This is a genomic window from Amycolatopsis keratiniphila (assembly GCF_000400635.2).
Taxonomy (GTDB): Bacteria; Actinomycetota; Actinomycetes; order Mycobacteriales; family Pseudonocardiaceae; genus Amycolatopsis; species Amycolatopsis keratiniphila.
On record NC_021252.1, the window covers coordinates 255,685 to 279,416 of the forward strand.

The following is a 23,732-nucleotide window of genomic DNA, read 5'->3' on the forward strand; positions in this document are numbered from 1 at the left end:
GAGCCTGATGGTCAATCTGCTCGCCGCATACGCCGACCGGCCGGAGCCCCGTTCGGTGGCCGTGGTCGGGAATCAGCCGCTTCCGCCGGACCCCCGGCGGGCGAAGGCCATCGACGCGTGCGACCTCGTGATCCGCGTCAACGGCTTCGTCGTGGACGAGCCGGGCGGACCCGAAACGGTCGGCAGCCGGGTGCACGTCGTGGTGTTCAACCGCGCCGTCCGCGCCACCAAGCACGTCTTCCGTGACTACCGCAAGCGGCTCTACCTCCTGGTCGAGCCGGGCCGGATGCACTGGGAACCCGAAGACATCCCGGGCTGGTGGCCCGGCGACCTCGGCTACGTGCCGGTGCCGAACCGCGAGGTCGTCCTGCCGCTGTCCGACGCGCTCGGGCTGCCGAGCCGCGAAGAAGGCCTGTGGTCGACCACCGGGACGCTGGCCGCGTGGATCGCGCGGACGTCGTTCCCGCACGCCAATCTGGTCCTGTCCGGGTTCTCGTTCATCGACGACCCGGCCCAGACCCACTGGGAGCACGCCGCGGGCGACTCCTGCATCGTCGGACCCGAGCACCGCATCGCCGCCGAGGGCAGGCTGCTGGACTCGTGGACGAAGACCGGCGAAACCGAACTCCTGCGCTGAACTCCCAGCCAGCCCATCCCGAGAAGGAACACCCATGGCAGTGCAGAAACTCCGCAGCGGCGTGATCGGCCGGATCGCCCGGCTCATCGACTTCCGGATCGACGAGCGGCTTCGCGACCTCAACGGGCGCGTCAACGACCTCGAACACGCCACCGCGGACCACCGCCGCCGGCTCGACGGCGCCGAGAGCGGTCTCGAACACGCCCGCGGCGACCTGCGCTGGACCCGCGCCGAACTGGACCGCCTGATCCCGAGCGTCGCGGCGCAGGAGGCCCAGCTGGAGGACCTGCGCGAGTCGCTGTCGCTGCCGGTGCACGCCGACAAGCCCGAGCTGGTCGAGGCGCGCAGCCTGATCCAGGAGATCCAGCGCCAGCACGCCCAGATCCGCGTCCGGCTCGCCGGGATCGCGCGGTACGAGGACCGGCTGCGCCGGATCGAAGACACCATCACCGTCCCGGCAGGCGAATGACCGGCCTGCTGGTCGAGGCCGGGGACGAGGACCTCGACCGGATCCGGCGGTGGCGCAACCATCCGTCGGTCCGGCAGGTCAGCTTCACCACGCACGAGATCGGTGTCGAAGAACACCGTGGCTGGTTCGAGGCCGTCCGAGCGGACCCGAGCCGTCGTGTCCTCGTCTACCGGCACGACGGCGTGCCCGCCGGTGTCGTGCTGTTCAGTGACATCGATACCGAGGCCGGAAGCGCGGAATGGCACTTCTACCTGGACGTCGAGGGCCTCGGCCGGGAGATCCTCCCTGCTTGGCTGAAGCTGGAGGGCGCCGCCGTCGACTACGGCTTCGACGTGCTCGGCCTGAATCTGCTCGGCGGTGCGACGCTCGCGGACAACCGGCAGGTGCTGCAGCTCCACAAGCGATTCGGCTTCCTCGAAACACGCAGGTATGTTCGAGAGGTCGACGGTGAGCCGCGCGAGGTCGTCTGGACCGAACTGCGTGCCGCCGACCGCCGGACCAGGAAGAAGAGGTAGCCCCACCCGATGACCGCCACCGAGGTGCGCATCGGCGCACATGTTCTCTCGACGGTGCATCCGCCGTTCGTGATCGCCGAAATGTCCGGTAACCACAACGGTGACCTCGGCAGGGCCCTGGAGATCGTCGACGCGATCGCCGAGACCGGCGCGCAGGCGGTCAAGCTGCAGACCTACCGGCCGGACACGATCACCATCGACGTGGACACACCGGACTTCCGGATCGGCGACTCGCATTCGCTCTGGGGCGGGGAGAACCTTTACAAGCTCTACGAGCGCGCCCACACCCCGTGGGAATGGCACGAGCCGCTGTTCGAGCGTGCCCGCGCCCGTGGCCTGGAGATCTTCTCCAGCCCGTTCGACCCCACCGCCGTCGAGCTGCTGGAGTCGCTGGACGCGCCCGCGTACAAGATCGCCTCGTCGGAGATCGTCGACCTGCCGCTGATCGAACTGTGCGCGAAGACCGGCAAACCGTTGATCATCTCGACCGGGATGGCCAGCGTCGCCGAGATCGACGCGGCGGTCCGGACCGCGCGCGAGGCGGGCAACGACCAGCTGATCGTGCTCGGCTGCACCGCCAGCTACCCGGCGTCGCCCGCCGAGAGCAACCTGCGTGGCCTGCCTGTCTTGGCGGGCGTGACGGGGACGCTCGTCGGCCTGTCCGACCACACGCCCGGCATCGGCGCCCCGTTGGCGGCCGTCGCGCTGGGCGCCGTCGCCATCGAGAAGCACGTGACGCTGGCCAGGAACGACGGCGGCGTCGACTCGGAGTTTTCGTTGGAGCCCGGTGAGCTGGCCGCATTGGTCACCGAATCGCACCGCGCGTGGGAGGCGCTGGGCGCCGCCGTGATCGGGCCGCGCGAGAGCGAGAAGGAGGGCCTGCGGTTCCGCCGTTCCCTTTACGTCGTCGAAGATGTGCGCGCGGGGGACACCGTGACGCGGGAGAACGTCCGGTCGATCCGGCCGGCCGGTGGGCTGGCGCCCGCCGAGATCGTGAACGTGCTCGGCCGCACCTTCTCGTCCGATGTCCCGAAGGGCACCGCGCTCACCTGGGGCCTGATCTAGCGGAAGAAGCCGTGGACCTCGTCGATGACGCGGTCCACGTCGGCGTCCGTCAGCGCCGGGAACAGCGGCAGCGAAAGCTCCTGGCTGTAGTACAGCTCCGCGTTCGGGCACATTCCGCGCTGGTATCCGAGGTCCTCGAACACCGGGTGCCAGTACGCGGGGATGTAGTTGACCTGCACGCCGATTCCCTTGGCGCGCAAGTGATCGAACAGCGCGCGGCGGCGTCCTTCGAGGACTCGCAGCGGGTACAGATGCCACACCGGATCCGCGCCTTCGCGCACGGCGGGCGTCAGCACTCCGTCCAATGAGGACAGTGCGGCGGTGTAGCGCGCGTGGATCTCCGCACGCCGCTCCTTGAATTCCGCGAGCCTGCGCAGCTGGCTGCTTCCCAAGGCGCACAACACATCCGGCAACCGGTAGTTCAGGCCGAACTCGTGCACCTCCTGATGCCAAGCGCCTTCGTCCGGATACCGCTGCGCCGCCTTGTCCCGCACCAGCCCGTGATTGCGGAAACCGCGGGCGCGCGCCAGCAGCTCGTCCGAACCGGCGACCACCGCGCCGCCTTCGGCCGTGGTGAGGTTCTTGGTGGGGAAGAAGGAGAACGTCGTGAGGTCGGCGAGCGAGCCGACCGGCCTGCCGTGGGAGCTTCCGCCCACCGAATGCGCGGCGTCTTCCAGCAGCAGTGCGCCGTTGTCGTGCGCGATCCGGCCGAGCTCGTCCAGCTCGGCCGGGTGGCCGGCGTAGTCCACGGCCGCGACCACCCTGGTGCGCGAGGTGACGGCCGCCGAAGCCGCCGCCGGGTCGAGGTTCCCGGTGTCCGCCTCGACGTCGGCGAACACGACCTTGCCGCCGAGCAGTGCCGCCGTCGCGGCGGTGGCGACGAAGGTCATCGGTGACGTGACGATCTCGTCGCCGGGGCCGATCCCGGCCGCCGCGTACGCGACGTGCAACGCGGCCGTGCCCGACGTGACGGCCACGGCGGGCGTGCCGCCGGTGTGCTCCGCGAGGTCCTCTTCGAAGCGGGTGACGGCGGGGCCGGTGGTCAGCCAGTCACCGCGCAGCACCTCGGTGACCGCGGCGATGTCCTCGTCCGAAACGGACTGACGGCCGTAGGGAAGGAAGTCACCCATACTGCTCGACCAGGCTGCGCAGTTCCTCGGCGTCGAGCCACAGGTCGTTGGTGTCCGAGCGGTAGGCGAAGTTCTCCGGGACGGCCTTGCCGTCCGACGGCGGCTCGTACCCCCAGCCCGCGATATGCGGCTGGACGACGTAGCGGTCGCTCAGCTGCACCGTGCGGCGGGCGTCGTCCGGGGCGATCATCTCCTCGTGCAGTTTCTCGCCGGGGCGGATGCCGACCTCGTGCATCGGCGAACCGGGCGCGATCGCCTGCGCGAGCTCGACCAGCCGCATGCTCGGGATCCGCGGCACGTACAGCTCGCCGCCGTTCATCTGGTCGAACGAGTCGACCACGAACTGCACGGCCTGCGGGAGCGTGATCCAGAACCGGGTCATCTCCTTGTGCGTGATCGGCAGCGACTCGCCCTTGGCCGCCAGCGCGCGGAAGAACGGGATCACACTGCCGCGCGAGCCCATCACGTTGCCGTAGCGGACCACGGAGAACCTGGTCGGATGCGTCGCGGCGTAGTGGTTCGCGCTGATGAACATCCGGTCGGCGCACAGCTTCGTGGCGCCGTAGAGGTTGATCGGGCTGGACGCCTTGTCCGTCGACAGCGCGACGACCTTCTTCACCCCGGTGTCGATCGCGGCCTCGATGACGTGCTGCGAGCCGACGACGTTGGTCTGCACGAATTCGAACGGGTTGTACTCACCCGTGTCGACCTGCTTGAGCGCGGCGGCGTGCACCACGTAGTCGACGCCGTGCATGGCGCGCTCGAGGCGGCGGCGGTCCCGGATGTCGCCGATGAACCAGCGCAGCCGCGGGTCGTTGCCGAACTGCTGGCGCGCTTCGTACTGCTTGAGCTCGTCGCGGGAGAGCACGACCAGCCGTCGCGGGTTCAGCTCGGCCAGGGCGTAGGTGATGAACGCCTTGCCGAACGAACCGGTCCCGCCGGTGAGCAGGATGCTGGAGCCATCCAGCTCGGACATCGTTGACCTCCGCGTTTCGGTGCTACTGCCGCAGGACATCATGTCACCCATGGATCCAGACCCCGGGGCCCACGTGGTCAACGCCGTCATCCAGGCACGCGCGTCGTCCACCCGGCTACCTGGCAAGGTGCTCCGTCCGTTGGCGGGCCGAAGCGTCCTCGGCTGGGTCGTCCGTGCCGCCGCCGCTTCGCCGGGGATCGACAACGTCGTGGTCGCGACCTCGACGGAGGCCGACGACGACGCGGTGGCCGAGGAGGCCGCCCGGCAGGGGGCCCTGGTCGCGAGGGGCCCGCTCGACGACGTCCTCGCGCGTTTCGCGGTCGCTATCGAGTCGTACCCGGCCGACGCGGTGGTGCGGCTCACGGCGGACTGCCCGCTGCTGGACCCGGAATTGATCGGGCAGCTCGTCACGCTGTGGCGGGCGCGGCCGTCGCTGGACTACCTGAGCACCACCCTCGTCCGTACCCTGCCCCGGGGCTTCGACGCGGAACTCGTGCGTGCGGGAGTGCTGGCCGAGCAGATCGAGACCGCCCGCGGCGCCGATCGCGAGCACGTGACTTCGGGTATCTACTCGCGTCCGGAGACGTACTCGTGCTCCGGTGTCGTGGTCAGCCCGCCTGCTGACGATCTGCGCGTGACCTTGGACACCGTCGAGGACTGGTCTGTCATCGAAGGTGTCGTGGCGGAGCTCGGGGATCGCGTCGGCGCCTGGCGTGAGGTGGTCGCGGTGCTGCGGTCACGACCCGATCTCGCGGCGCTCAACCGGCACGTGGAGCAGAAGAAGGTGGCCGGGTGACGAAGCTGGTGTTGAGAGCCGACGCCTCCGGGACGATCGGCGCGGGTCACGTCTCGCGCATGGTCGCCTATGCCGAACGCGCGGTCGCGCGCGGCTGGGAGGTCGTCTTCTCGGGTCAGGCGGACAACGCCGAGTGGCTGGCGGCCCGGTTCGCGGAGCTGTCCGTTCCGGTGCTGCCGTCTGTCCCCTTCGAGGGCTTCGACGCTGTGGTTGTCGATCACTACGGCCTCGGTGAGTTGCGCGAAGAGGTCAACGCCGCGGGCGCGCTGCTGGTGTCCATCGAGGACGACGTGTTCGGCAGGCGCGCGGCGGACCTCGTCGTCGACTGTGGGTTCGCTCCCGCGCCGCGGCCCGACGACGGCTCCGGCGAGCTTCTCAGAGGCGTGGCTTACGCGCCGATGCGAGACGTCGTCCGGGACGCGCGCGAGAAGCGCGGTGGCCGCGAGACCACGGGCCGCTCGCGGGTGACCGTGGTACTCGGCGGCGGGACGGAATGGGCCGGAACGGTCAGCGCTCTGCTGCACGCCTTGCGCGACACTCGGCTTCCCTTTGTCGCGGATGTCCTCGTACGTGGCGAACCCGTCGTACCGGAGGCCCTGCCGGGGCAGGAATTCCGAGTCCAGCCCCCTGGCCCTGGCCTGCTCGACCTTTTGGCGGACACGGACGTGGCGGTGAGCGCGGCCGGGGTGACGCTGCTGGAGTTATGCTGCCTCGGCGTGCCGACCGGCGTCGTGAAGCTGGTCGACAACCAGGAGACGGGCTACCGGGGCGCGCTGGATCTCGGGTTGGCGGCAGGGCTGGGGAGCGCGGCGGCGCTGGACGGCGCCGCCGTGGAGACCTTGCGGACCTTGCTGCTGGACAAGGAGACGCGGAAGCGTTTCTCGGAGACGGCGTCGTCCGTCGTGGACGGCCGTGGCGTGGATCGCGTGCTGGACCGGATCGAGAAAATGGTGACGACGGGATGAAGTCCACGATGGAGCGCGCCGAAACCCGCACCGCCCCGGAACCGAAGTCGAACCGGGGCCCGCTCGTCGTCATCGCGGTCTTCGGCGCGCTGTTCCTCGTGGGTTGCTGGGCGGCGTGGTTTTTCACCATCGACGACGCCTTCATCACCTTCCGGTACTCGGCGAACATGGCCGACGGCCACGGCCCGGTGTGGAACGTCGGCGAGGATCCGATCGAAGGGTTCACCAACTTCCTCTGGATGCTGTGGCACGTCCCGTTCGCCCTCGCCGGCCTGCCGCTGGAGACCGTCGCCAAGGTGACTTCGGTCGTCTTGGGCGCGGGGATCCTCGTGATACTCGTCCGCGCGGGGCATCGCGCCGGTGGCGTACTCGGTGCGCTCGTGGCGGCCGGTGCGCTGGTGCTGTTCGTGCCGACGTACTTCCATGTCACCGCGGGGCTGGAGACCATCGCCTTCGCGGCCGTCGTGCTGCGCGCGGCGATCGTCGGTGTGGACCTCGTCCAGGGTCGTGCCGTGCGGGACTGGGAGCCGCCGCTGTTGCTGCTGCTCGCCGGGATGATCCGGCCGGAAGGGGTGCTCGCGACCCTGCCGGGCTTCCTGGTCTGGTGCTGGCTTCGCCGTCGTCACGGCCGGACGTGGGCGCTGGTCGCCGCGGTCGTGGTCGTCGGCGGCGGTTACTTCGCCTGGCGGTGGACCTACTTCGGGCATCTGTTCCCGAACACCTTCTACGTCAAGTTCGGCAACCTCGACGCCGGTTCGGTGTGGCTCGAGACGACGGTGCTGCTCTTCCTGCCGTTGCTGGTGCTCACCGCCTCGCTCCTGATCAGGAAGGAGAGCAGGGGAGAGGGTCTGGTGCTGTGCTCGGTCGTCCTGTTGACCGGGATGACCTACGCGGTGTCCGGGCCGACCATGGACTACCTGTACCGCTTCGCCTTCCACGCGTTCCCGGTGCTGTGCCTCGGCGCGGCCCTGGCGACGGCGCGGCTCGGCCACCGGGTGATCGCGGCGCTGGCCGGCATCGTCACGGTCGGCTGGGTGGCGGTCGCCGGCGTGACGTCCGTGGAGCTGCCCGTGGCCGCCAACTACGGTCCCGACCTGCAGCGCGCACATGTAGCCATCGGCAAGGGCCTCGCCGCCGCGCGGGTGCCCGAGGCGGCGCGCAGTCTCGCGGTCTCCGACGCCGGGGCCATCCCGTACTACAGCGGCTGGAAGGCGATCGACTACATCGGGCTCAACGACGAGGCGATCGCGCAAGGCGCCCGGCCGGCCGACGTCGTGAAGGCCGCGCGCCCGACGGTCATCGTCGTCACCGCCCAAGGCCCGAGGGCGACCCCTGGCGTCGTGTACGGCATGAGCGTGCCCGAAGTGGCGAAGGACTACGAACTCGTCGCGGACATCCAGATGCGCGAGGGCTATTTCCAGGAGATCTTCGTCTTGCCGGAGTACGCGGCCCAGGTCAAGGACGCTGTCACCACGTCCGTCGACGAGGCGCAGCGCCGCAACGACCCCGGCCGGTACGAGGACACCATCGACCGCTGGCTCGATCGTCTGCGTGCCCAGCTGCCGGGAGGATGAGGGCATGGGGGTCAGTGCGGATTTCCGGACCCGTCTTCTGGAGCTCGTCGCCGCGGGTCTGACCATCTTCGAGATCCGGCCCCTGCTCGCCGCGGAGCTCGAGCGCGGTGTCTCGCGGGAGAAGCTGTATCAAGAACTGCTCGACACGATCCTGTTTCTCCGTGAGCAGGGCCGGGAGGCTGAAGAAGACCGTGTCGCGGATGTCGCCGACCTGATGTCGGACTGGGTTCCGCGGGAATATCGCTTGTGAGGGCGCGGACACTGGAATCATGAACAACGCCTTTCGCGAAAGACTGCCCGAGTACCGGGTTTGACCTTCGATCAAGGACCGTAACTGTCCTCGATCCGCCCTACCGTCGTCCCCATGACCATCACGCCGTTCACGATCGACGTCCCCCAGCGCGACCTCGACGACCTCGCCGCCCGCCTGGCGAACACCCGCTGGCCGGACGAGATCGACGGCGTCGGCTGGGGCCTCGGGACGCCGCTCGGCTACCTCCAGGAGCTCGCCGAGTACTGGCGCCTCCGCTACGACTGGCGCGCCCACGAGGAACGCCTCAACGGCTTTCCCGGCTTCCTGACGAACCTCGACGGCGCGAACGTCCATTTCCTGCACGCGCGGTCCCCGGAGCCGGACGCGATCCCGCTGGTGCTCACGCACGGCTGGCCGGGGTCCATTGTGGAATTCCTCGACGTCATCGGGCCGCTTTCGGACCCGCGTGCGTACGGCGGCGACCCGGGGGACGCGTTCCACGTCGTCGTGCCGTCGCTGCCGGGGTTCGGCTTCTCGGGGCCGACGACCGACGCGGACTGGGGCACGGGCCGGATCGCCGACGCCTGGGGAGTGCTGATGTCGCGCCTCGGGTACGAGCGGTTCGGGCTGCACGGCGGTGACTGGGGCGCGATCGTGTCACGCGACGTCGGCGTCCGGTGCCCGGAGCGGGTGATCGGCGCGCATCTGACGATGCTGCCGCACGCGGTGCCGGAATCCGAGGCCGATCTCGCGGGACTCACCGGCGAAGAACTCGCGCGGGGCGAGGCGGCGCTGGCGCGCGGGCGGGAGTTCCAGAGCGGCGAGCTGGGCTACGCGATGATCCAGGCGACCAAGCCGCAAACGCTTGCCTACGGGCTCACCGACTCACCGGCCGGGCAGCTCGGCTGGCTGGTGGAGAAGTTCAAGTCCTATTCGGACTCACGTGACGTGCCGGAGGACGCGATCGATCGCGACGATCTGCTCACCAGCGTGATGCTCTACTGGCTCACCGGCACGGCGAACTCGTCTTCGCGGATCTACGCCGCGCTGGGCCCGGCCTGGGGTACGCCGCCGCCGGAGTCCACAGTGCCCACCGGAGTGGCCGTGTTCCCGAAGGACACCGGCCTGTCGATCCGGCACCTCGCCGAGCGCACCGACAACGTCGTGCACTGGTCCACTCCGGACCGAGGGGGGCACTTCCCGGGGCTGGAGGTGCCGGACCTGCTCATCGAGGACCTGCGGACCTTCTTCCGCCCCCTGCGCTGACCCCTCCGGCTGCTATGAACGGTCCGTTCCTTGCAAAATTTGCAAGAAACGGACCGTTCATGGCGCGTGTCAGAGGTACTGGCCCGGCCCGTGCGACTCGCCGCCAGCCCCGTGCCCACCCAAAGCGGCGCCGCCCGCGGAAGGACCCGCCGGCAGCCCCCGCCGCATCTGCTCCAACTGCACCCGCGCCGCCATCTGCTGCGCGAACAGCGCGGTCTGGATGCCGCTGAAGAGCCCCTCCAGCCAGCCGACGAGCTGCGCCTGTGCGATCCGCAGCTCGGCATCGGACGGCGTCGAGTTCTCGGTGAACGGCCGCACGAGCCGCTCCAGCTCGTCCTGCAGCTCGGGCGCGAGCGCCTGCTCCAGCTCACGGATCGAGGTCTGGTGGATCTCGCGCACGCGGGTGCGGCTGGCGTCGTCCAGCGGCGCGGCGCGGACCTCCTCCAGCAGCTGTTTGATCATCGTGCCGATGCGCATCACCTTGGCGGGTTCTTCGACGAGGTCGCCGAGCGATTCCTCCTGCCCCTCCTCGCCGGAGTCGGAGCCGGGGGCGGCGATACGTGCGGTGCCGACCGGGGTGCCGTCGGGACCGACGACCACCACATGGTGTGGGGAGTCTCCGCCGCCGTCACCGGGGGTGGTCGATTCGCGGGAAACTGGGTCGGTCATGTGCTCCATCCTGGCCTACGTCGGGCACGAAGCGCAGTGTGGTTTTCGGCGCCGTCTCCGAGCGTAGCGGGAATCGTCGCGCCCCGTGGTCGGGCAGCCAACCCCGGGTAAAGCGCCAAACCGCACGTCCGTACGGTGTCCCCATGGCGTTCGACGTCGCTCGTATCCGTGGGTTGTTTCCCGCGCTGGGTGACGGCTGGATTCACTTCGACGGCGCCGCCGGAATGCTCGTACCTGAACAGGTCGCTTCGGCCGTATCCACGGCCATGCGCGCTCCGGTGTCCGGGCCGGGTGGAGCGTTTCCGGCCTCCCAGCGCGCGGAGAGCATTGTCACGGCCGCTCGCCGGGCGGTCGCCGACCTGGTCGGCGCCGACCCGGCCGGAGTCGTGCTCGGCCCCAACGCGCCCGATCTCATCCGCCGTCTCGTCGACGCGATGGCCGATCGCTGGACGATCGGCGACGAGGTCGTCGTCTCCCGGCTCGACGAGGAGGCCAACCTCGCGCCGTGGCGCCGCGCGGCGAAACGCGTCGGCGCGGTCGTGCGCTGGGGCGAGATCGACATCGAGACCTGCGAGCTGCCCGCCTGGCAGTACGAGAACCTCGTCTCCGCACGCACCAAGGCCGTCGCGGTCACGCTGGCGTCCGGTTCGGTCGGCACGCGGCCCGACGTTCCGACGGTGATCGAATTCGCCAAACGTGTCGGCGCGCTGGTCGTCGTCGATGCGACGTACGCGGCGCCCTTCGTGCCGCTGGACCTCAACGCGCTCGGCGCCGACGTGATGGTGGTTTCGGCGCAGGCCTGGGGCGGGCCGTCGGTGGGGGCGCTGGTCTTCCGCGATCCCGAACTGCTCGAACGGCTGCCGTCGGTCTCCCTTGACCCGGCCGCGCGCGGTCCGGCCCGGATGGAGCTGGGGCCGCACGCGTACCCGTTGCTGGCCGGGCTGATCGCGTCGATCGACTATCTGGCCGGTCTGGACGACGCCGCGCTGGGCTCCCGGCGCGAGAAGCTGGTGACGTCGCTGGGCTCGGCGAAGTCGTATCACGCGGGCCTTCTGGCGCAGCTGTCCACGGAGCTGCGTTCGCTGCGGCATGTCATGGTCATCGGCGACGCCATGCGCAGGATCCCCGCGCTCGCGTTCGCCGTCGCGGGCAAGAAAGCGCCCGAGGTCGCCGAATACCTGGCGTCCCAGGGGCTCTGTGCCTTCGCCGACGACGGGACGAGCGGTGTCTTCGGGTCGCTCGGCGCCGCCGAAGTCGGCGGCGCCGTCCGCATCGGGCTCGCGCACTACTCGAACGTCTTCGAGGTCAATCAGCTCGTCCGAGTGCTGGAAGAGATCCGCTAAGACTTCGCTGCCAGCAGAACCTTGCCGAAAACGGTGCCATCTTCAAGAGCCCGGTGCGCGGAAGCGGCTTCGGCCATCGGGACGACCTGACCGACGATCGGCTTCACCGAACCCTGCTCCACCAACGGCCACAGCCGCTCGCGGACGTCCGCGACGATCGCCGCCTTCTGCGCCAGCGGACGCGAACGCAGACCCGCGCCGAACACGCTCGCCCGTTTGCCCATCAGCTTGCCGATGTTCAGCTCACCCTTGACGCCGCCCTGCATGCCGATGATCACCAGCCTGCCGTCCATGGCCAGCGCGTCGATGTTGCGGCCGAGGTACTTGGCGCCCATGTTGTCGAGGATGACGTTCGCGCCGCCGGTTCCGGCGCGCAGCACCTCGACGAAATCCTGCTCCTTGTAGTTGATCGCGAGGTCGGCGCCGAGCTGGCGGCAGCTCTCCAGCCGCTCTTCCGACCCCGCGGTGACCGCGACCGTCGCGCCGAGCGCCTTGGCGACCTGGATCGCGTGCGTGCCGATGCCGCCCGCGCCGCCGTGGACGAGCAGGACGTCGCCCTCGGACAGACCGGCGTGCATCACCACATTCGCCCAAACCGTGCACGCGACTTCGGGCAGTCCGGCGGCCGCGAGCAATTCGACTTCGGCGGGAAGTGGAAGCAGTTGTCCGGCCGGAACGGCGACCTTTTCCCCGTAGCCACCACCGGCGAGCAAAGCACAAACTTCGTCGCCGATTCGCCATCCTTCGACGCCTTCGCCGATTTCGGCGATCGTGCCCGAACATTCGAGTCCGAGGATTTCGCTGGCACCCGGCGGCGGAGGATAGTTTCCCTGACGTTGCAGCAGGTCAGCGCGGTTGACGGCGCTCGCGGCGACCTCGATGACGACTTCGCCTTCACCCGCCACGGGATCAGGGACCTCGGTCCATTCGAGAACATCGGGATCGCCGGGCTCACGGATGGTGATCGCGTACATACAAACGACCCTATCCCGGTGTCGTAAAGTCCGCCGAACGTCGGTTGACCTGTGGCGCAAACCACACAAAGGTGACGCCCATGTCATATTCGCGAAGAAGCATTGTTCCCTCGATCGTGGTGATGGCCACCGCCGCGCTCACGGTCGGAATGGCTCCCGCTGCGACAGCGGCCACGGGGATCGACGGTCCCGCGCTGGCGAAGCAGCTCGTCAGCAAGGTCGACGTGAACAACGTCAACCGGCACCTGGTCGCGTTCCAGCGGATCTCGGACGCGAACGGCGGCCGCCGCGCCGCCAGCACCGAAGGGCACAAGAAGTCCGCGGAGTACGTCGCCACGAAGCTGGAGCAGGCGGGCTTCACGGTCACGCGGCAGGAGTTCCCCTTCACCTACGCGGAAACCCTCGCGGAGAAGCTGACGGTCGCGGGCGCCGACGTCCCGATCATCATCATGTCCTACAGCCCGTCGACTCCGGACGGCGGAATCACCGCCCCGCTCGCGGTGGTCCCGGTCGACGACACCAGCGGCTGCGAAGCGGCCGACTACGCCGGCGGAGTCACCGGCAAGATCGCGCTGATCCAGCGCGGTGGCTGCTCCTTCGCGCAGAAGCAGGCGACCGCCGCCGCGGCGGGTGCCGTCGGCGCGATCGTCTACAACAACGTCCCGGGCCCGGTCAACGGCACCCTGGGCGACCCGTCCGCGGCCAAGATCCCGACCGGTGGCATCACCCAGGCCGACGGCCAGGCGCTCGCCGGCAAGGCCGGTGCCTCGGTCACCCTCGACCTGCGTGCCTTCCAGGAGCAGCGGACCAGCTACAACGTCCTCGCCGAGACCAAGACCGGCCGCAAGGACAACGTCGTGATGCTCGGCGCCCACCTCGACAGCGTCACCGAGGGCCCCGGCATCAACGACAACGGCACCGGCTCCGCCGCGCTGCTGGAGACCGCGCTGCAGCTGGGCAGCAAGCCCAAGGCCAACAACGCCGTCCGCTTCGGCTGGTGGAGTGCCGAGGAGTTCGGTCTCGTCGGCTCGACCTACTACGTCAACTCGCTGAGCTTCGAGCAGCAGCTCGACATCGCGCTCTACTACAACTACGACATGATCGGCTCGCCGAACGCGGCGTACTTCGCCTACGACGGTGACAACTCCGACGGTGTCGGCGCGGGTGCGGGCCCGTACGGTTCGGCTCAGCTCGAAAAGACCCTGGTCGACTACCTCCAGCTCGGCAAGGGTGTCCCGGTCGAGGGCACGGACTTCACCGGTCGCTCGGACTACGGTCGCTTCATCGCGGTCGGCATCCCGGCCGGTGGCCTGTTCACCGGTGCCGAAGGCGTGAAGACCGCGGCGCAGGCGGCGAAGTGGGGCGGTAGCGCCGATGTCGCCTACGACAAGTGCTACCACCAGGCGTGCGACAACCTCGGCAACGTCGACCGCGTCGCGCTCGAGCGCAACTCCGACGCCGTCGCGTGGGCGCTGGGCGTGTACGCGACCAGCACCGCGAACATCAACGGTGTGTCGGGCAGCTCGACTGCGAAGGCGAAGGCCCTTCGCGCGACTGAGCGGTCTCAGCAGCGAAGCATGACGGCTTCGGTCCAGGCCGACGACCACCACGTCGCCGCCTGATCCTCTAGATGCCTCGTGAGTACGTGAAGGCCCCCTTCACTGCGCTAGACGCAGCGAAGGGGGCCTTCAGGTACTTAGGCAAGGTGTGATGGTCGAGTTTTCTCGGCTGAGCCGAGGGGAGGGTTCCTTCACACGCACCCGCGAGTTTCAGCCCAGGCTGTTGGTCGCGAAGGTGTCGCACCGCGCCGGCTCGCCGGTCTGGAAGCCGGTGGTGAACCACTTCTTCCGCTGCGCCGAGGTCCCGTGGCTGAACTTCGACTCGTCGACCCGGCCCCCGCCGAGCTTCGACTGGATGTAGTCGTCACCGATCCGCGCGGCGGTGTCCAGCGCGGAGTTGACGTCTTCTTGGCTGACCTCGGTGATCAGCGGCCGCCCGCTCTCGGTCGGGGTGGTGGTGGCGTGGTTCGCCCAGACGCCGGCGTAGCAGTCGGCCTGCAGTTCGAGCCGCACCGAACCCGACGTCGGCCCGCTCCCGGTGCCCTTCTTGGACACCCCGGTGAGGTTCTGCACGTGGTGCCCGTATTCGTGGGCCAGCACGTACGCCTCCGCGAACGGCCCGCCCTGGGCGCCGAACCGGGTGCGGAGTTCGTTGAAGAAGCCGAGATCGATGTAGACCTCGGAGTCGCCGGGACAGTAGAACGGCCCGACGTCGGAGGTCGCGTTGCCGCAGGCCGTGTTCACGCCGCCGTTGAAGAAGTTGGTGACGGCCTTGCGATAGGTCGACCCGGACCGCTGGAACTCCTGCCCCCAGTAGTCCTGGATCGAGTTGATGATGGCGACGATCGCGCAGTCGTGGTTCCGGTTCGCGTCCGCGCCGGTCTTGCACTCCTGTGCCAGCGACGTGTTGTCCATCTGCTGCCCGGTGCCCAAGCCGCCGAGCCCGCTCGAGGACGGGTTCAGGCTCACGCCGCCGAATTGGGAGAAGAGGAAGTAGATGACCAGGCCGACCACGCTGAGCCCGCCGCCGCCGAGTGCCACCCGGCCGCCGATCCCGCCGCCACCGCCGCGCAGGTCCTCGACCTCGGAGGTGTCCAGGCCCGCGCCTTCGTCGAATCGCACGGGGAAAGCGTAGCCGGAAGACCCCGGATACGCCTGGGTGCGGCCGCGAGGGGCGGCCGCACCCAGGACTACCGAGGTTGTCTTGTTCCGATCGCCGGTCGGCCGCGATCACCGGGCCGGCGTCCTGGCGCTGCCGAGGCGGTCGAAGAGGCCGCTAACCCGAAACAGGCCGGAGTGACGCCGAATGCGCCAGAATTGTCGAGCGCATCCGAGATGCCCGCGCTCGTCGCTGTTCACAGTCGCGACCGACCCGGTCCGTTCCGTTCCGGTCGCGGGGACACAGCAGGCGGTCAACCGCGAGAATCACCCGCCATACCACCACCTTGACCCTTCCCGGCTGGGAGCAGGTCCGGCGACCCTTCCACGGGTTCGCCCGGTACTTGCCCGACCATCCGCTGACAAGCAGAATGCGCCTTTTCGCGCCGAGTCTCAACCTTTTCGTAACCCTCCTTCGGGCGAATGTTCCACCGGATTTTTCAGGTGCCGAAAAGTGACCGGTGGGTATGCGCCTTGTGCGATCAACGCTCTACTCTGCGTGGATGGCGGTGGAGCAGAAGGAAGTGCGCTGGCTGTCCGAGTCCGAGATGGTCGCCTGGCGCTCGTACATCGTCGCCACCATGCGGCTGAGGCAACGCCTCCATCGCGAACTCTCCGAGCGCCACGACGTCACCCTCGCCGACTACGAGGTCATGGTCTGCCTTTCGCTCCAGCCCGACCGGCGGATGCGGATGACGGAGCTGGCGAGCATGCTCGGCTCGACCAAGAGCAGGCTTTCGCACCAGATGGTCCGGCTGGAGGCGGAGGGCCTCATCCGCCGCACGCGCGACCCGGCGGACAAGCGCGGCGTCGTCGCGGAGATGACCGAGAGCGGGGCGGAGCTGCTGGAGGGCGCGGCGCCGACGCATGTCGAGGGGGTCCGGGAGCATCTGATCGACCTGCTGAGCTCCGAGGAGCAGCGGGTGCTGGGGCAGGCTTTCGGGCGCGTGCTGGAGCACCTGTCGGAGATCGACGGCCTGCCGCGGCTGCCGCCGATCACTTCCTGAGCCGCGCGGCCTGACGCGTCAGGTGGGCGCGCTCGGCCGGGTCGGCCGCCTGGCCCGCGGCCTGGTCGTACAGCCGCGCCGCCGTCGCCAGATCGCCGTCGCGCTCGTGGAGGTACGCCGCCACCGCCGCGTACCTCGGCAAAGAATCGTCCAGTTCCGCGAGCGCGGCCAGCCCCGCGCGCGGCCCGTCCGCCTCGCCGACGGCGACCGCGCGATTGAGCCGGACGACCGGGCTGCCGGTCAGCCGCGCGAGTTCGTCGTACCACTCGACGATCTGCACCCAGTCGGTCTCCGCCGCGGTGGGCGCGTCGGCGTGGAGCGCCGCGATGGCGGCCTGCGCCTGGAACTCGCCCAGCTTGTCGCGGGCCAGCGCGGCTTGCAGGATCTCGACGCCCTCGGCGATCAGGCGTGTGTCCCAGGCGCCGCGGTCCTGTTCGGCGAGCGGCACCAGTTCGCCGTCGGCCGCCGTCCGCGCGGCGCGGCGGGCGTGGTGGAGCAGCATGAGGGCGAGCAGCCCGGCGACCTCGGGATGGTCGATCGAGGCGAAGAGCCGCCGGGTGAGCCGGATGGCTTCGGCGGCGAGGTCGACGTCGCCCGAGTAGCCCTCGTTGAACACGAGATAGAGCACGCGGAGCACGGTGGCGACATCGCCCGCCTGGTCGAAACGCACTCCCGAGACGGTGCGCTTGGCGCGGCTGATGCGCTGCGCCATGGTCGCTTCGGGCACCAGGTACGCCTGGGCGATCTGGCGGGTGGTGAGCCCGCCGACGGCGCGCAGGGTGAGCGCGACCGCCGAAGACGGTGTCAGCGACGGGTGGGCGCACAGGAAGTAGAGCTGCAGCGTGTCGTCGACCGCGGGAGCGGGCCCGGGAGCCGGCTCTTCGTCGACGAGGTCTTCGCGACGACGGCGGGCGGCGTCGGACCGTGCCATGCCGAGGAACTTGCGCCACGCGACGGTGACGAGCCAGCCCTTCGGATCCTTCGGCCGGTCGGCTGGCCAGACGCGGACGGCCTCGATCAGTGCCTCCTGGACGGCGTCCTCGGCCGACGCGAAGTCGGCGCCGCGGCGGACCAGGATCCCGAGGACGTTCGGCGTGAGGCTCCGGAGCAGGGCCTCGTCCAGTTCGGTGGTCACTCCGTGCCGACGAGCGGCTCGCCCAGCACCGGGCGCAGTTCGAGCCATTCGTGGATCGGCTTCCCGCCCGCTCCCGGGGCGGCCGACAGCTCAGCCGCGAGCTCGAGCGCCCGCTCGTAGCTGTCGACGTCGATGATCATGAACCCGGCGATGAGGTCCTTGGTCTCGGCGAAGGGGCCGTCGGTGACCGGAGGCTTGCCCTCGCCGCCGTACCGGACGAAGGTGCCTTCAGGCGCGAGAGCCTGCTCTCCGACGAATTCGCCGGTCTCCACGAGCCGGGTCGCGAAGTCCCGCATGTAGTCGATATGCGCCGTGACCTCCTCCGGCGCCCATTGCTCCATCGGGATGTCGTTCACCGCTGCCGGAGCGCCGCGGTAGTGCTTGAGCAGCAGGTACTTGGGCATGGCCGAAGGGTAGCGGCAGACTGCCGGTCCTTCTGCCTGGCGCGGCCATACATCCGATCTCTAGCGTCGTTATCGCGTTCCTCCATCGCGAAAGGAAGAGCCCTTGTCCAAGGCGAAACGGCGAACCGCCTGCCTGCTTGTGACCATCGGTCTCATCTGTGGCCTGCTCACCGGAGAAGCGGGCGCCGCCGATGTGGCCCCGGCCCCGCTCGCTCCAGCCGTCGCTCAAGCGCTGATCGCCGCGAACCCGGTGGTCTGCGAGGGCGACGGGGTTTCCGGCAAACGTGTCGAGCTGGTCTACGTCCGCGAGGCCGGTCAGCCGGATCGGTACGCGACCGTGGTGCCGTCCCTGCGCGCGTACGCGTCCGGGATCGACGATTCGTTCAACGACAGCGCCGCCGCGACCGGCGGCAGCAGACATCTCCGCTACGTGACGACCGCGGGCGCGGGCTGCCAGGTCGCCGTCGCGAATCTCGTGGTGCCCGACGGCACGTATCTGTCCGGCGCCATCCGCGACCGCGCCATCGAGGCCGGTTTCTTCAACGCGGACCGCGACTACATGCTGTTCTCCGACAATCCGCACACCTGTGCGGGCACCTGGGGCGACAGCGACGACCAGCCCGGTCCGGCCAACGCCTTCAACAACGGCAGGCATTACACGGAGATCGCCGTCCCCTGCTGGGGTGTCAACGCCGCCGCCCACGAACTGGGCCACATGCTCGGCGCGGTCCTGCCGGGTGCGCCGCACTACCAGGGCGGCGGGCACTGCTCCCAGGAATGGGACCTGATGTGTTACGGCGACACCCAGTCCTTCGACTGCACGGAACGCGACTTCGACCGGCTGCTGGACTGCGGCAACGACGACTACTTCAGCACGAACCCCACCCCGGGCAGCTGGCTCGCGACGCACTGGAACGTCGCGAACAGCGCCTTCCTGATCAAGAAGGACACTCCGGACAACGACGACGGCCACGCGCGCGGCGGGAAGACCTACGTCATCACCGGAGCGAGCGGTAACGCCATCGACGTTGTGGGCTCGTCGACCGGCGGGCTCGTCAACCTCAGCCATCGCTCGCGGACCGATTCCCTGAGCCAGAAGTGGATCCTGGGGTACAACACCGGCCTTCAGCTGGTCAACGCCAACAGCCAGCTGTGCGCCGACAGCGCCCAGAGCGGGACGGCGCCGGGAACCCCGATCCTGCAGTACAACTGCAACGGCCAGAACGGCATGCGGTGGGCGTTCCAGCCGCTCGGTAACGGCAAGGTGGCGATCTTCAACTACCTGACGGGATTCGCGATCACCGACGGCGGCGCGTACCCGGCGCCCCTGGTCCAGCAGCCCTACACCGGGGCGGCCAACCAGCAGTGGACTCTGAACCCCGTCGCCGATCCCGGTCCTCAGGCGGGCAAGAAGTACTACTTGACCGTCGCCACCAACGGCAACAGCGCGGCGGTCGTCGACGGCTCGTCGTCGGCGGGCGCGAAGATCACCCATGTGGCCAGGCAGAACGACAACGGCCAGAAATGGCGGCTCACCGACGTCGGTGGCGGGTACTGGAGGATCTCCAACGAGCGGAGCGGTCAGTGCCTGCGGCCGGTCTCCGGCAGCACCGCGGAGGGCGCGCAGTTCGAGCAAACGCACTGCGGCTCGGCCGTCAACCAGCAGTGGAAGTTGTTGCGGAGCGCCGACATGCGCTACGGGCTGGTGAACAGGGCGAGCAACCTGGCGGTGCGGCAGATCAACAACGGCACGGCTTCGCTGCTGGAGCAGCGGCCGTTCCTGGGTGGCCGTAGCGACGAGACCGTCTGGGCGCTGGTGCCCGCGTGACGCGAAGCGCCCCAGGTCCACAGGGCCTGGGGCGCTTTCGTTTTCAAGGCTGGCGGTAGCGGTGGGATTCGAACCCACGGAGGACAGAGCCCTCGCATGTTTTCAAGACATGTTCCTTCGGCCGCTCGGACACGCTACCGCTGTCGAGGGTATCCGACGGGTCTTTGCCTTAACGCTTCGGATCTAGTCGAAGTCCCAGTCGGTCAGGATGCCCACGAAGATGAAACCCGCCAAGAGCAGCAGGATGATGGCGACGCCGAGGTAGCCGATGATGATCGCCGCGAGCGCCATCCCCTGGCCGCCCGCTTCCCCGCGTTTGGCCTTGGAATGCGCGATGTGCCCCATGATGACGCCGGCGATCGACGGCAGCCCGCTGCACGCGACGAGGCTCGCGATCGACACGACCAGCGCCGCGATCGCCAGACCTTGTTCCTGCGGCGGCATCGCCGGGCCGTATCCGTAACCCGGTTGCTGGTACGGCTGCCCGTACGGAGGTTGCTGGCCGTAGGGCTGCTGCTGACCGTAGGGGTCTTGCGGGTATGTCACCCGCTAACCGTAACCGGCGACGCTCAGGATGCCTGGCTCTTCGCGGCCTTCGCCGCGATTCGGGCCTGGACCTCGGGACGGCGCAGCGGCGGCACCGTCGTCGGCGGCTGACGGCGCGGGGGCAGCTCGGCCAGCACACGCCGGGTGATCTCGGTGATCTCGGCGACGGCGGCCTCGAACGGTTCGCGGGTGGCGTCGGAAAGGCTCTGCACCCCGGACACCTTGCGGACGTACTGGCGGGCGGCGGCCTCGATCTCGTCCGGCGTCGCCGCCGGTTCCAGGCCTCGTAGCGTGGTGATGTTGCGGCACATGCCCCGATCGTACGTCCGCCCACCGACGTTTCCGAGCGCTCCGATCACACAGTCGGTTAGAAGCTGCTCTGGTTCGTTGACGCCGAAAAACGCGTTTGGGCACCCTCGGCGGAGTGCCCCTCAGACCTCGCTCTCTCCGCCGTGCGCCCGTCGAGCCGATCCCCGAACCGGCCGAACCCTCCCCGATACCGGAACAGGTTTGGCAGCGCGTCCCGATCGACGCCTTGATCGACCTGGTCACCGAGATCTTCACCGCGCACGACCTGCCTTGGTCGCGGGCCAGGATGGCCGCGGAGGCGTTGTGCCACGGCGATCTCACCGGAACACCGGAGTCCGGCGTCGCCGAACTGACCCGTCTCCATCTGCCGATGCTGGCCAACGGGATGGTGCGGCCGAGGGCCGAACCGCTGATGATCGCCGACCGCGGCGCCGCGGCCCTGATCGACTACCGCCGCGCGCCGGGCCTGTGGGCCGTCGGCGACGCGATGGACCGGGCGGTGTCGCGGGCGGGCCGGTACGGCGTCGGGCTCATGTCGGTACGCGGCGTCGGGCCGTTCGGCCGTGCCGGGCATCATGCCGCGAGGGCGTTGCCACACACCATGATCGGGCTCGTCATGGCGGCGGGCGGGGAGCGCGGGACGGCCGCGAACCCGCTCGGCATGGCCGCCCCCGCCGGCGCGTACCCCGAATTCGTGCTCGACCTGGACACGCTGGCTGAGGTCGACAGCGCCGCGATCGCCGGTTTCGCCCTGCTGGTGGAGATCTTCGCCGGGGTGCTGTCGGGGGTCGGCGACCACGACCACGACACCGGGCTGATGGTGATGGCCATCGCGCCGACGACGCTGCGCAGCGCCGACGGGTTCTACAAGGCCGCGAGCGCGTTGTTCGGCAGCCTGCTCGGCTGGGAGGGCGGCACCCCGGTCCGCTATCCGGGCTGGCGCGAGGCGCAGTACCTCGAACAGTGCCAGGCACTGGGTGTCCCGCTCAACGAGCCGGTGCACCGGGAGCTCGAAGAACTCGCGAAGGCGTTGCGCCTGGCGCCGTTGCAGGGCCGCTGAAGGGGACTTTCCCCGCATAAGACGCGGTGAAGGGCGCTTTCCCCGCATCGCATGCGGGGAAGGTCCCCTTCAGCCCGCTAGCCCAGGACGACGCGGCCGCCTTCGCCGCCGACCTCCACGACGTCGCCGTTCGTCAGCTGACGGCCGCGCCGGACCTCCACCTCGCCGTTGACCGTGACCTCTTCGGCGTCGAGGAGGTCTTTGGCGTGCGATCCGTCTTCGGCCAGGTTGGCCAGTTTGAGGAACTGGCCGAGGCGGATCGGTTCACCGGTGATCGGGACGTCGTGGATGCTCATGGGGAGATCATCCCCGTGCGTCCATCTTCCGGTACAAGGTGGCGACGTCGGTGTCGAAGTAGCTGCTGTAGGACGTGTCCGGATCGTCCCCGCCGTAGAGGTAACCGCCGATCACGCCGACGACGGTGCCGAGCTCGGTCTTCGGGTCCGGGTCGACCACCCACGGGCCGCCGCTGGTGCCGGTCGTGAAGCCGGGGCACGCGACACGCATCTGGTAGGTGTCGGCCTGGGCGCTGGTGCCGTGGCAGACGACCGGCGCCTCCCGTTCGTCGGGATACCCGGTCAGGGTGATCGCGTGGGCGAATCCGCCGCCGGTCAGCAGGGTGTTGGCGCCCGTGATGCTTTCGAGGGTCTTCGTGGTGCCCGCCTGTCGGGCGGTCGCGAACCCGACGTCCAGGTCCGGATCGGAGGACTCGGCCCAGCCGTCGGGAACCTGCGGATCCGAGACCTCCCAGTACCCGTACGGCGCGACACCGTCGTGGTAGCCGGGTGCGAACGAGATCCCCGTCGCGTACTCGCCGCCTTCGCCGTCGTGCAGGCAATGCGCCGCCGTGAGCAGGAGGTCGCCGGGGGCGCTGTGGACGACGCTGGCCGTACAGAAATGCGTTCCGTCCAGGAAGAGCGCGCCGATCGCGGGATTGGTCCGCGGTGCTTCGGGGGTGGCCGCCACCGTCGCGGCGGGGGCGGCGTCTTCGGTCGCGGCGGGATCCGACGCGGCGGAGCAACCGGACAGAACGACACAGAGCACGAGCAACAGGGCGCGGCGCATCGTCTTCCTTTCGCTCGTCCACGGCTGTCCGGTTACAGATCACCATAAGCGGGGTGCGAACACAGCCCGAATCGATCAACGCACAGCAAGCTCACAGCCGTAGTATGTGTTACCTCCGGTAACAGTCGAGCGGGTTGGGAGCGGGTATGAAGTCGTTCACGGACAAGGTCGTGGTGATCACGGGCGCGGGCTCGGGGATCGGCAAGGCGCTCGCGATCGAGCTGGCGGGGCGGGGCGCCAGGCTGGCGCTCTCCGACGTCGACGCCGTCCGCGCGGCGGGCACCGTCGCGGAGTGCGAGAAGGCGGGCGCGACCGCGAAGGCGTACGAGCTCGACGTCGCCGACCGTGACGCCGTCCTCTCGCACGCCGAGGAGGTCGCCGTCGATTTCGGCGGTGCCAACGTCGTGGTGAACAACGCCGGGGTCGCGCTCGGCGCCACGGTCGAGGAAATGACCTGGGACGACTACGACTGGCTGATGGGGATCAATCTCGGCGGCGTGGTCAACGGCACGAAAGCGTTTCTGCCCCAGGTGATCGCTTCGGGTGACGGGCACATCGTCAACCTTTCGAGTGTGTTCGGCTTCATCGGCGTGCCCACGCAGAGCGCTTACAACGCCGCGAAATTCGCGGTGCGGGGGTTCACCGAGGCGCTGCGGCAGGAAATGCTGATCGCCCGGCATCCGGTCAAGGTCAGCTGCGTGCATCCCGGTGGCATCAAGACGAATATCGCCCGTGACGCGCGGGGCGGCGCCGAGCGGGACATCGACAAAGCCGCCGAGGGATTCGAAAAGATCGCGAGGACGACGCCGGAGAAGGCCGCGCAGACCATCGTCCGTGGTATCGAACGGGGGACGGCGCGGATCCTGATCGGTCCGGACGCGTACGCCATCGACGCGATTCCCCGTGTGCTCGGCTCCTTTTACCAGCGGCCGCTCGCGCTGTTGGGGCGCTTGGGAATGCGGAATCTCTGAGAAAGCGGAAGCCACTGAACGGAGTAACCCTCCGTGGTCCGGGCGGCTCGGGATAACT

At 69.2% G+C, this 23,732-nt stretch carries 26 protein-coding genes and 1 tRNA gene; 15 read left to right on the plus strand and 12 right to left on the minus strand.

Annotated elements, in window-relative coordinates; all coding sequences use genetic code 11:
- Window positions 1-7: 7 nt before the first annotated feature.
- Genes AORI_RS42195 through pseI form a run of 4 tightly spaced genes read left to right on the plus strand, consistent with a single transcriptional unit; the run spans window position 8 to window position 2,686 of the window.
- Window positions 8-637, plus strand: coding sequence for a hypothetical protein (locus tag AORI_RS42195; RefSeq protein WP_037333414.1), 630 nt, complete (start codon window positions 8-10; stop codon window positions 635-637).
- A gap of 34 nt (window positions 638-671) precedes the next feature.
- The gene (locus AORI_RS42200; protein WP_016330698.1) at window positions 672-1,106 is read left to right on the plus strand and encodes a hypothetical protein; all 435 of its coding nucleotides are present in this window, start codon (window positions 672-674) and stop codon (window positions 1,104-1,106) included.
- A complete protein-coding gene (locus AORI_RS42205; protein ID WP_016330699.1) occupies window positions 1,103-1,621 on the plus strand; it encodes a GNAT family N-acetyltransferase in 519 nt (172 codons plus the stop codon). Before AORI_RS42200 ends, AORI_RS42205 begins: the two co-directional genes overlap by 4 nt.
- 9 nt (window positions 1,622-1,630) lie before the next feature.
- Entirely contained in the window at window positions 1,631-2,686 is a 1,056-nt protein-coding gene (gene pseI / locus AORI_RS42210) for a pseudaminic acid synthase (RefSeq protein WP_016330700.1), read from the plus strand.
- On the opposite strand, the gene AORI_RS42215 is transcribed toward pseI, so the two are convergent.
- Entirely contained in the window at window positions 2,683-3,816 is a 1,134-nt protein-coding gene (locus AORI_RS42215; protein WP_016330701.1) for a DegT/DnrJ/EryC1/StrS family aminotransferase, read from the minus strand. The genes pseI and AORI_RS42215 overlap by 4 nt on opposite strands.
- Window positions 3,809-4,792 (minus strand): UDP-N-acetylglucosamine 4,6-dehydratase (inverting), encoded by a 984-nt coding sequence (gene pseB, locus AORI_RS42220; protein WP_016330702.1) that lies wholly within the window; start codon window positions 4,790-4,792, stop codon window positions 3,809-3,811. Before pseB ends, AORI_RS42215 begins: the two co-directional genes overlap by 8 nt.
- Before the next feature lie 49 nt (window positions 4,793-4,841).
- On the opposite strand from pseB, the gene AORI_RS42225 reads away from it, so the two are divergent.
- The 5 genes from AORI_RS42225 to AORI_RS42245 all read left to right on the plus strand — a co-directional run bounded on the left by AORI_RS42225 (window position 4,842) and on the right by AORI_RS42245 (window position 9,646).
- The gene (locus tag AORI_RS42225; RefSeq protein WP_016330703.1) at window positions 4,842-5,588 is read left to right on the plus strand and encodes a cytidylyltransferase domain-containing protein; all 747 of its coding nucleotides are present in this window, start codon (window positions 4,842-4,844) and stop codon (window positions 5,586-5,588) included.
- A complete protein-coding gene (locus tag AORI_RS42230; RefSeq protein WP_016330704.1) occupies window positions 5,585-6,553 on the plus strand; it encodes a spore coat polysaccharide biosynthesis protein glycosyltransferase in 969 nt (322 codons plus the stop codon). The genes AORI_RS42225 and AORI_RS42230 overlap by 4 nt, the downstream gene beginning before the upstream one ends.
- Window positions 6,550-8,127 (plus strand): hypothetical protein, encoded by a 1,578-nt coding sequence (locus AORI_RS42235; protein WP_016330705.1) that lies wholly within the window; start codon window positions 6,550-6,552, stop codon window positions 8,125-8,127. The genes AORI_RS42230 and AORI_RS42235 overlap by 4 nt, the downstream gene beginning before the upstream one ends.
- A 4-nt stretch (window positions 8,128-8,131) precedes the next feature.
- Window positions 8,132-8,377, plus strand: a complete 246-nt coding sequence (locus tag AORI_RS42240) for a hypothetical protein (protein WP_016330706.1) — start codon at window positions 8,132-8,134, stop codon at window positions 8,375-8,377.
- 114 nt (window positions 8,378-8,491) lie between these two features.
- On the plus strand, window positions 8,492-9,646 hold the full coding sequence (locus AORI_RS42245) for an epoxide hydrolase family protein (protein WP_016330707.1): 1,155 nt from the start codon (window positions 8,492-8,494) through the stop codon (window positions 9,644-9,646).
- A 69-nt stretch (window positions 9,647-9,715) separates the two neighbouring features.
- Here AORI_RS42245 and AORI_RS42250 read toward each other — a convergent pair whose 3' ends face one another.
- Window positions 9,716-10,324, minus strand: a complete 609-nt coding sequence (locus AORI_RS42250) for a bacterial proteasome activator family protein (protein ID WP_016330708.1) — start codon at window positions 10,322-10,324, stop codon at window positions 9,716-9,718.
- A 134-nt stretch (window positions 10,325-10,458) separates the two neighbouring features.
- On the opposite strand from AORI_RS42250, the gene AORI_RS42255 reads away from it, so the two are divergent.
- A complete protein-coding gene (locus AORI_RS42255; RefSeq protein WP_016330709.1) occupies window positions 10,459-11,658 on the plus strand; it encodes a cysteine desulfurase-like protein in 1,200 nt (399 codons plus the stop codon).
- On the opposite strand, the gene AORI_RS42260 is transcribed toward AORI_RS42255, so the two are convergent.
- A complete protein-coding gene (locus AORI_RS42260; RefSeq protein ID WP_016330710.1) occupies window positions 11,655-12,632 on the minus strand; it encodes an NAD(P)H-quinone oxidoreductase in 978 nt (325 codons plus the stop codon). The two genes, AORI_RS42255 and AORI_RS42260, sit on opposite strands and share 4 nt — an antisense overlap.
- A gap of 80 nt (window positions 12,633-12,712) precedes the next feature.
- Here AORI_RS42260 and AORI_RS42265 point away from each other — a divergent pair, with 80 nt between their 5' ends.
- Entirely contained in the window at window positions 12,713-14,254 is a 1,542-nt protein-coding gene (locus AORI_RS42265) for a M28 family metallopeptidase (RefSeq protein ID WP_200870951.1), read from the plus strand.
- Window positions 14,255-14,401: 147 nt separating this feature from the next.
- Here the strand turns inward: AORI_RS42265 and ypfJ are convergent, their stop codons facing one another.
- A complete protein-coding gene (gene ypfJ / locus AORI_RS42270; protein ID WP_016330712.1) occupies window positions 14,402-15,313 on the minus strand; it encodes a KPN_02809 family neutral zinc metallopeptidase in 912 nt (303 codons plus the stop codon).
- Between the two features lie 539 nt (window positions 15,314-15,852).
- On the opposite strand from ypfJ, the gene AORI_RS42275 reads away from it, so the two are divergent.
- Complete coding sequence (locus tag AORI_RS42275) at window positions 15,853-16,356, plus strand: MarR family winged helix-turn-helix transcriptional regulator (RefSeq protein ID WP_016330713.1); 504 nt, start codon at window positions 15,853-15,855, stop codon at window positions 16,354-16,356.
- Here AORI_RS42275 and AORI_RS42280 read toward each other — a convergent pair.
- Together AORI_RS42280 and AORI_RS42285 are read right to left on the minus strand one after the other, a co-directional pair.
- Window positions 16,346-17,479 (minus strand): RNA polymerase sigma factor, encoded by a 1,134-nt coding sequence (locus AORI_RS42280; protein ID WP_043848513.1) that lies wholly within the window; start codon window positions 17,477-17,479, stop codon window positions 16,346-16,348. The two genes, AORI_RS42275 and AORI_RS42280, sit on opposite strands and share 11 nt — an antisense overlap.
- Window positions 17,480-17,487: 8 nt before the next feature.
- On the minus strand, window positions 17,488-17,895 hold the full coding sequence (locus AORI_RS42285) for a YciI family protein (RefSeq protein ID WP_016330715.1): 408 nt from the start codon (window positions 17,893-17,895) through the stop codon (window positions 17,488-17,490).
- 103 nt (window positions 17,896-17,998) lie between these two features.
- Between AORI_RS42285 and AORI_RS42290 the strand changes: the two genes are divergently transcribed.
- A complete protein-coding gene (locus AORI_RS42290) occupies window positions 17,999-19,723 on the plus strand; it encodes an RICIN domain-containing protein (protein WP_016330716.1) in 1,725 nt (574 codons plus the stop codon).
- 50 nt (window positions 19,724-19,773) lie between these two features.
- Here the strand turns inward: AORI_RS42290 and AORI_RS42295 are convergent.
- The 3 genes from AORI_RS42295 to AORI_RS42305 all read right to left on the minus strand — a co-directional run bounded on the left by AORI_RS42295 (window position 19,774) and on the right by AORI_RS42305 (window position 20,580).
- Window positions 19,774-19,862 (minus strand) — tRNA-Ser (locus AORI_RS42295).
- Between the two features lie 44 nt (window positions 19,863-19,906).
- Window positions 19,907-20,269 carry a DUF4190 domain-containing protein gene (locus tag AORI_RS42300; RefSeq protein ID WP_043847845.1) on the minus strand — a complete coding sequence of 121 codons (363 nt, stop codon included), beginning with the start codon at window positions 20,267-20,269 and terminating at the stop codon, window positions 19,907-19,909.
- A gap of 23 nt (window positions 20,270-20,292) precedes the next feature.
- On the minus strand, window positions 20,293-20,580 hold the full coding sequence (locus AORI_RS42305) for a DUF2277 domain-containing protein (protein WP_016330718.1): 288 nt from the start codon (window positions 20,578-20,580) through the stop codon (window positions 20,293-20,295).
- 113 nt (window positions 20,581-20,693) lie between these two features.
- Here AORI_RS42305 and AORI_RS42310 point away from each other — a divergent pair, with 113 nt between their 5' ends.
- Entirely contained in the window at window positions 20,694-21,638 is a 945-nt protein-coding gene (locus tag AORI_RS42310; protein WP_123798234.1) for an Ldh family oxidoreductase, read from the plus strand.
- Window positions 21,639-21,715: 77 nt separating this feature from the next.
- Here AORI_RS42310 and AORI_RS42315 read toward each other — a convergent pair whose 3' ends face one another.
- Window positions 21,716-21,934 carry an RNA-binding S4 domain-containing protein gene (locus AORI_RS42315; RefSeq protein WP_016330720.1) on the minus strand — a complete coding sequence of 73 codons (219 nt, stop codon included), beginning with the start codon at window positions 21,932-21,934 and terminating at the stop codon, window positions 21,716-21,718.
- 7 nt (window positions 21,935-21,941) lie between these two features.
- Window positions 21,942-22,703 carry a trypsin-like serine peptidase gene (locus AORI_RS42320; RefSeq protein WP_016330721.1) on the minus strand — a complete coding sequence of 254 codons (762 nt, stop codon included), beginning with the start codon at window positions 22,701-22,703 and terminating at the stop codon, window positions 21,942-21,944.
- Window positions 22,704-22,849: 146 nt separating this feature from the next.
- Between AORI_RS42320 and AORI_RS42325 the strand changes: the two genes are divergently transcribed.
- The gene (locus AORI_RS42325) at window positions 22,850-23,674 is read left to right on the plus strand and encodes an SDR family NAD(P)-dependent oxidoreductase (protein ID WP_016330722.1); all 825 of its coding nucleotides are present in this window, start codon (window positions 22,850-22,852) and stop codon (window positions 23,672-23,674) included.
- Window positions 23,675-23,732 lie beyond the last annotated feature (58 nt).

What these genes read in the sequence shown, in the direction of transcription:
- AORI_RS42235 (WP_016330705.1), top strand. Translation starts at nt 6,550, where the DNA reads ATGAAGTCCACGATGGAGCGCGCCGAAACCCGCACCGCCCCGGAACCG.
- AORI_RS42200 (WP_016330698.1), top strand. Translation starts at nt 672, where the DNA reads ATGGCAGTGCAGAAACTCCGCAGCGGCGTGATCGGCCGGATCGCCCGG.
- pseI (WP_016330700.1), top strand. Translation starts at nt 1,631, where the DNA reads ATGACCGCCACCGAGGTGCGCATCGGCGCACATGTTCTCTCGACGGTG.
- AORI_RS42325 (WP_016330722.1), top strand. Translation starts at nt 22,850, where the DNA reads ATGAAGTCGTTCACGGACAAGGTCGTGGTGATCACGGGCGCGGGCTCG.
- AORI_RS42260 (WP_016330710.1), bottom strand. Translation starts at nt 12,632, where the DNA reads ATGTACGCGATCACCATCCGTGAGCCCGGCGATCCCGATGTTCTCGAA.
- AORI_RS42265 (WP_200870951.1), top strand. Translation starts at nt 12,713, where the DNA reads ATGTCATATTCGCGAAGAAGCATTGTTCCCTCGATCGTGGTGATGGCC.
- pseB (WP_016330702.1), bottom strand. Translation starts at nt 4,792, where the DNA reads ATGTCCGAGCTGGATGGCTCCAGCATCCTGCTCACCGGCGGGACCGGT.
- AORI_RS42320 (WP_016330721.1), bottom strand. Translation starts at nt 22,703, where the DNA reads ATGCGCCGCGCCCTGTTGCTCGTGCTCTGTGTCGTTCTGTCCGGTTGC.
- AORI_RS42305 (WP_016330718.1), bottom strand. Translation starts at nt 20,580, where the DNA reads ATGTGCCGCAACATCACCACGCTACGAGGCCTGGAACCGGCGGCGACG.
- AORI_RS42195 (WP_037333414.1), top strand. Translation starts at nt 8, where the DNA reads ATGGTCAATCTGCTCGCCGCATACGCCGACCGGCCGGAGCCCCGTTCG.
- AORI_RS42245 (WP_016330707.1), top strand. Translation starts at nt 8,492, where the DNA reads ATGACCATCACGCCGTTCACGATCGACGTCCCCCAGCGCGACCTCGAC.
- AORI_RS42215 (WP_016330701.1), bottom strand. Translation starts at nt 3,816, where the DNA reads ATGGGTGACTTCCTTCCCTACGGCCGTCAGTCCGTTTCGGACGAGGAC.
- AORI_RS42315 (WP_016330720.1), bottom strand. Translation starts at nt 21,934, where the DNA reads ATGAGCATCCACGACGTCCCGATCACCGGTGAACCGATCCGCCTCGGC.
- AORI_RS42250 (WP_016330708.1), bottom strand. Translation starts at nt 10,324, where the DNA reads ATGGAGCACATGACCGACCCAGTTTCCCGCGAATCGACCACCCCCGGT.
- AORI_RS42285 (WP_016330715.1), bottom strand. Translation starts at nt 17,895, where the DNA reads ATGCCCAAGTACCTGCTGCTCAAGCACTACCGCGGCGCTCCGGCAGCG.
- AORI_RS42240 (WP_016330706.1), top strand. Translation starts at nt 8,132, where the DNA reads ATGGGGGTCAGTGCGGATTTCCGGACCCGTCTTCTGGAGCTCGTCGCC.
- AORI_RS42275 (WP_016330713.1), top strand. Translation starts at nt 15,853, where the DNA reads ATGGCGGTGGAGCAGAAGGAAGTGCGCTGGCTGTCCGAGTCCGAGATG.
- AORI_RS42205 (WP_016330699.1), top strand. Translation starts at nt 1,103, where the DNA reads ATGACCGGCCTGCTGGTCGAGGCCGGGGACGAGGACCTCGACCGGATC.
- AORI_RS42225 (WP_016330703.1), top strand. Translation starts at nt 4,842, where the DNA reads ATGGATCCAGACCCCGGGGCCCACGTGGTCAACGCCGTCATCCAGGCA.
- AORI_RS42255 (WP_016330709.1), top strand. Translation starts at nt 10,459, where the DNA reads ATGGCGTTCGACGTCGCTCGTATCCGTGGGTTGTTTCCCGCGCTGGGT.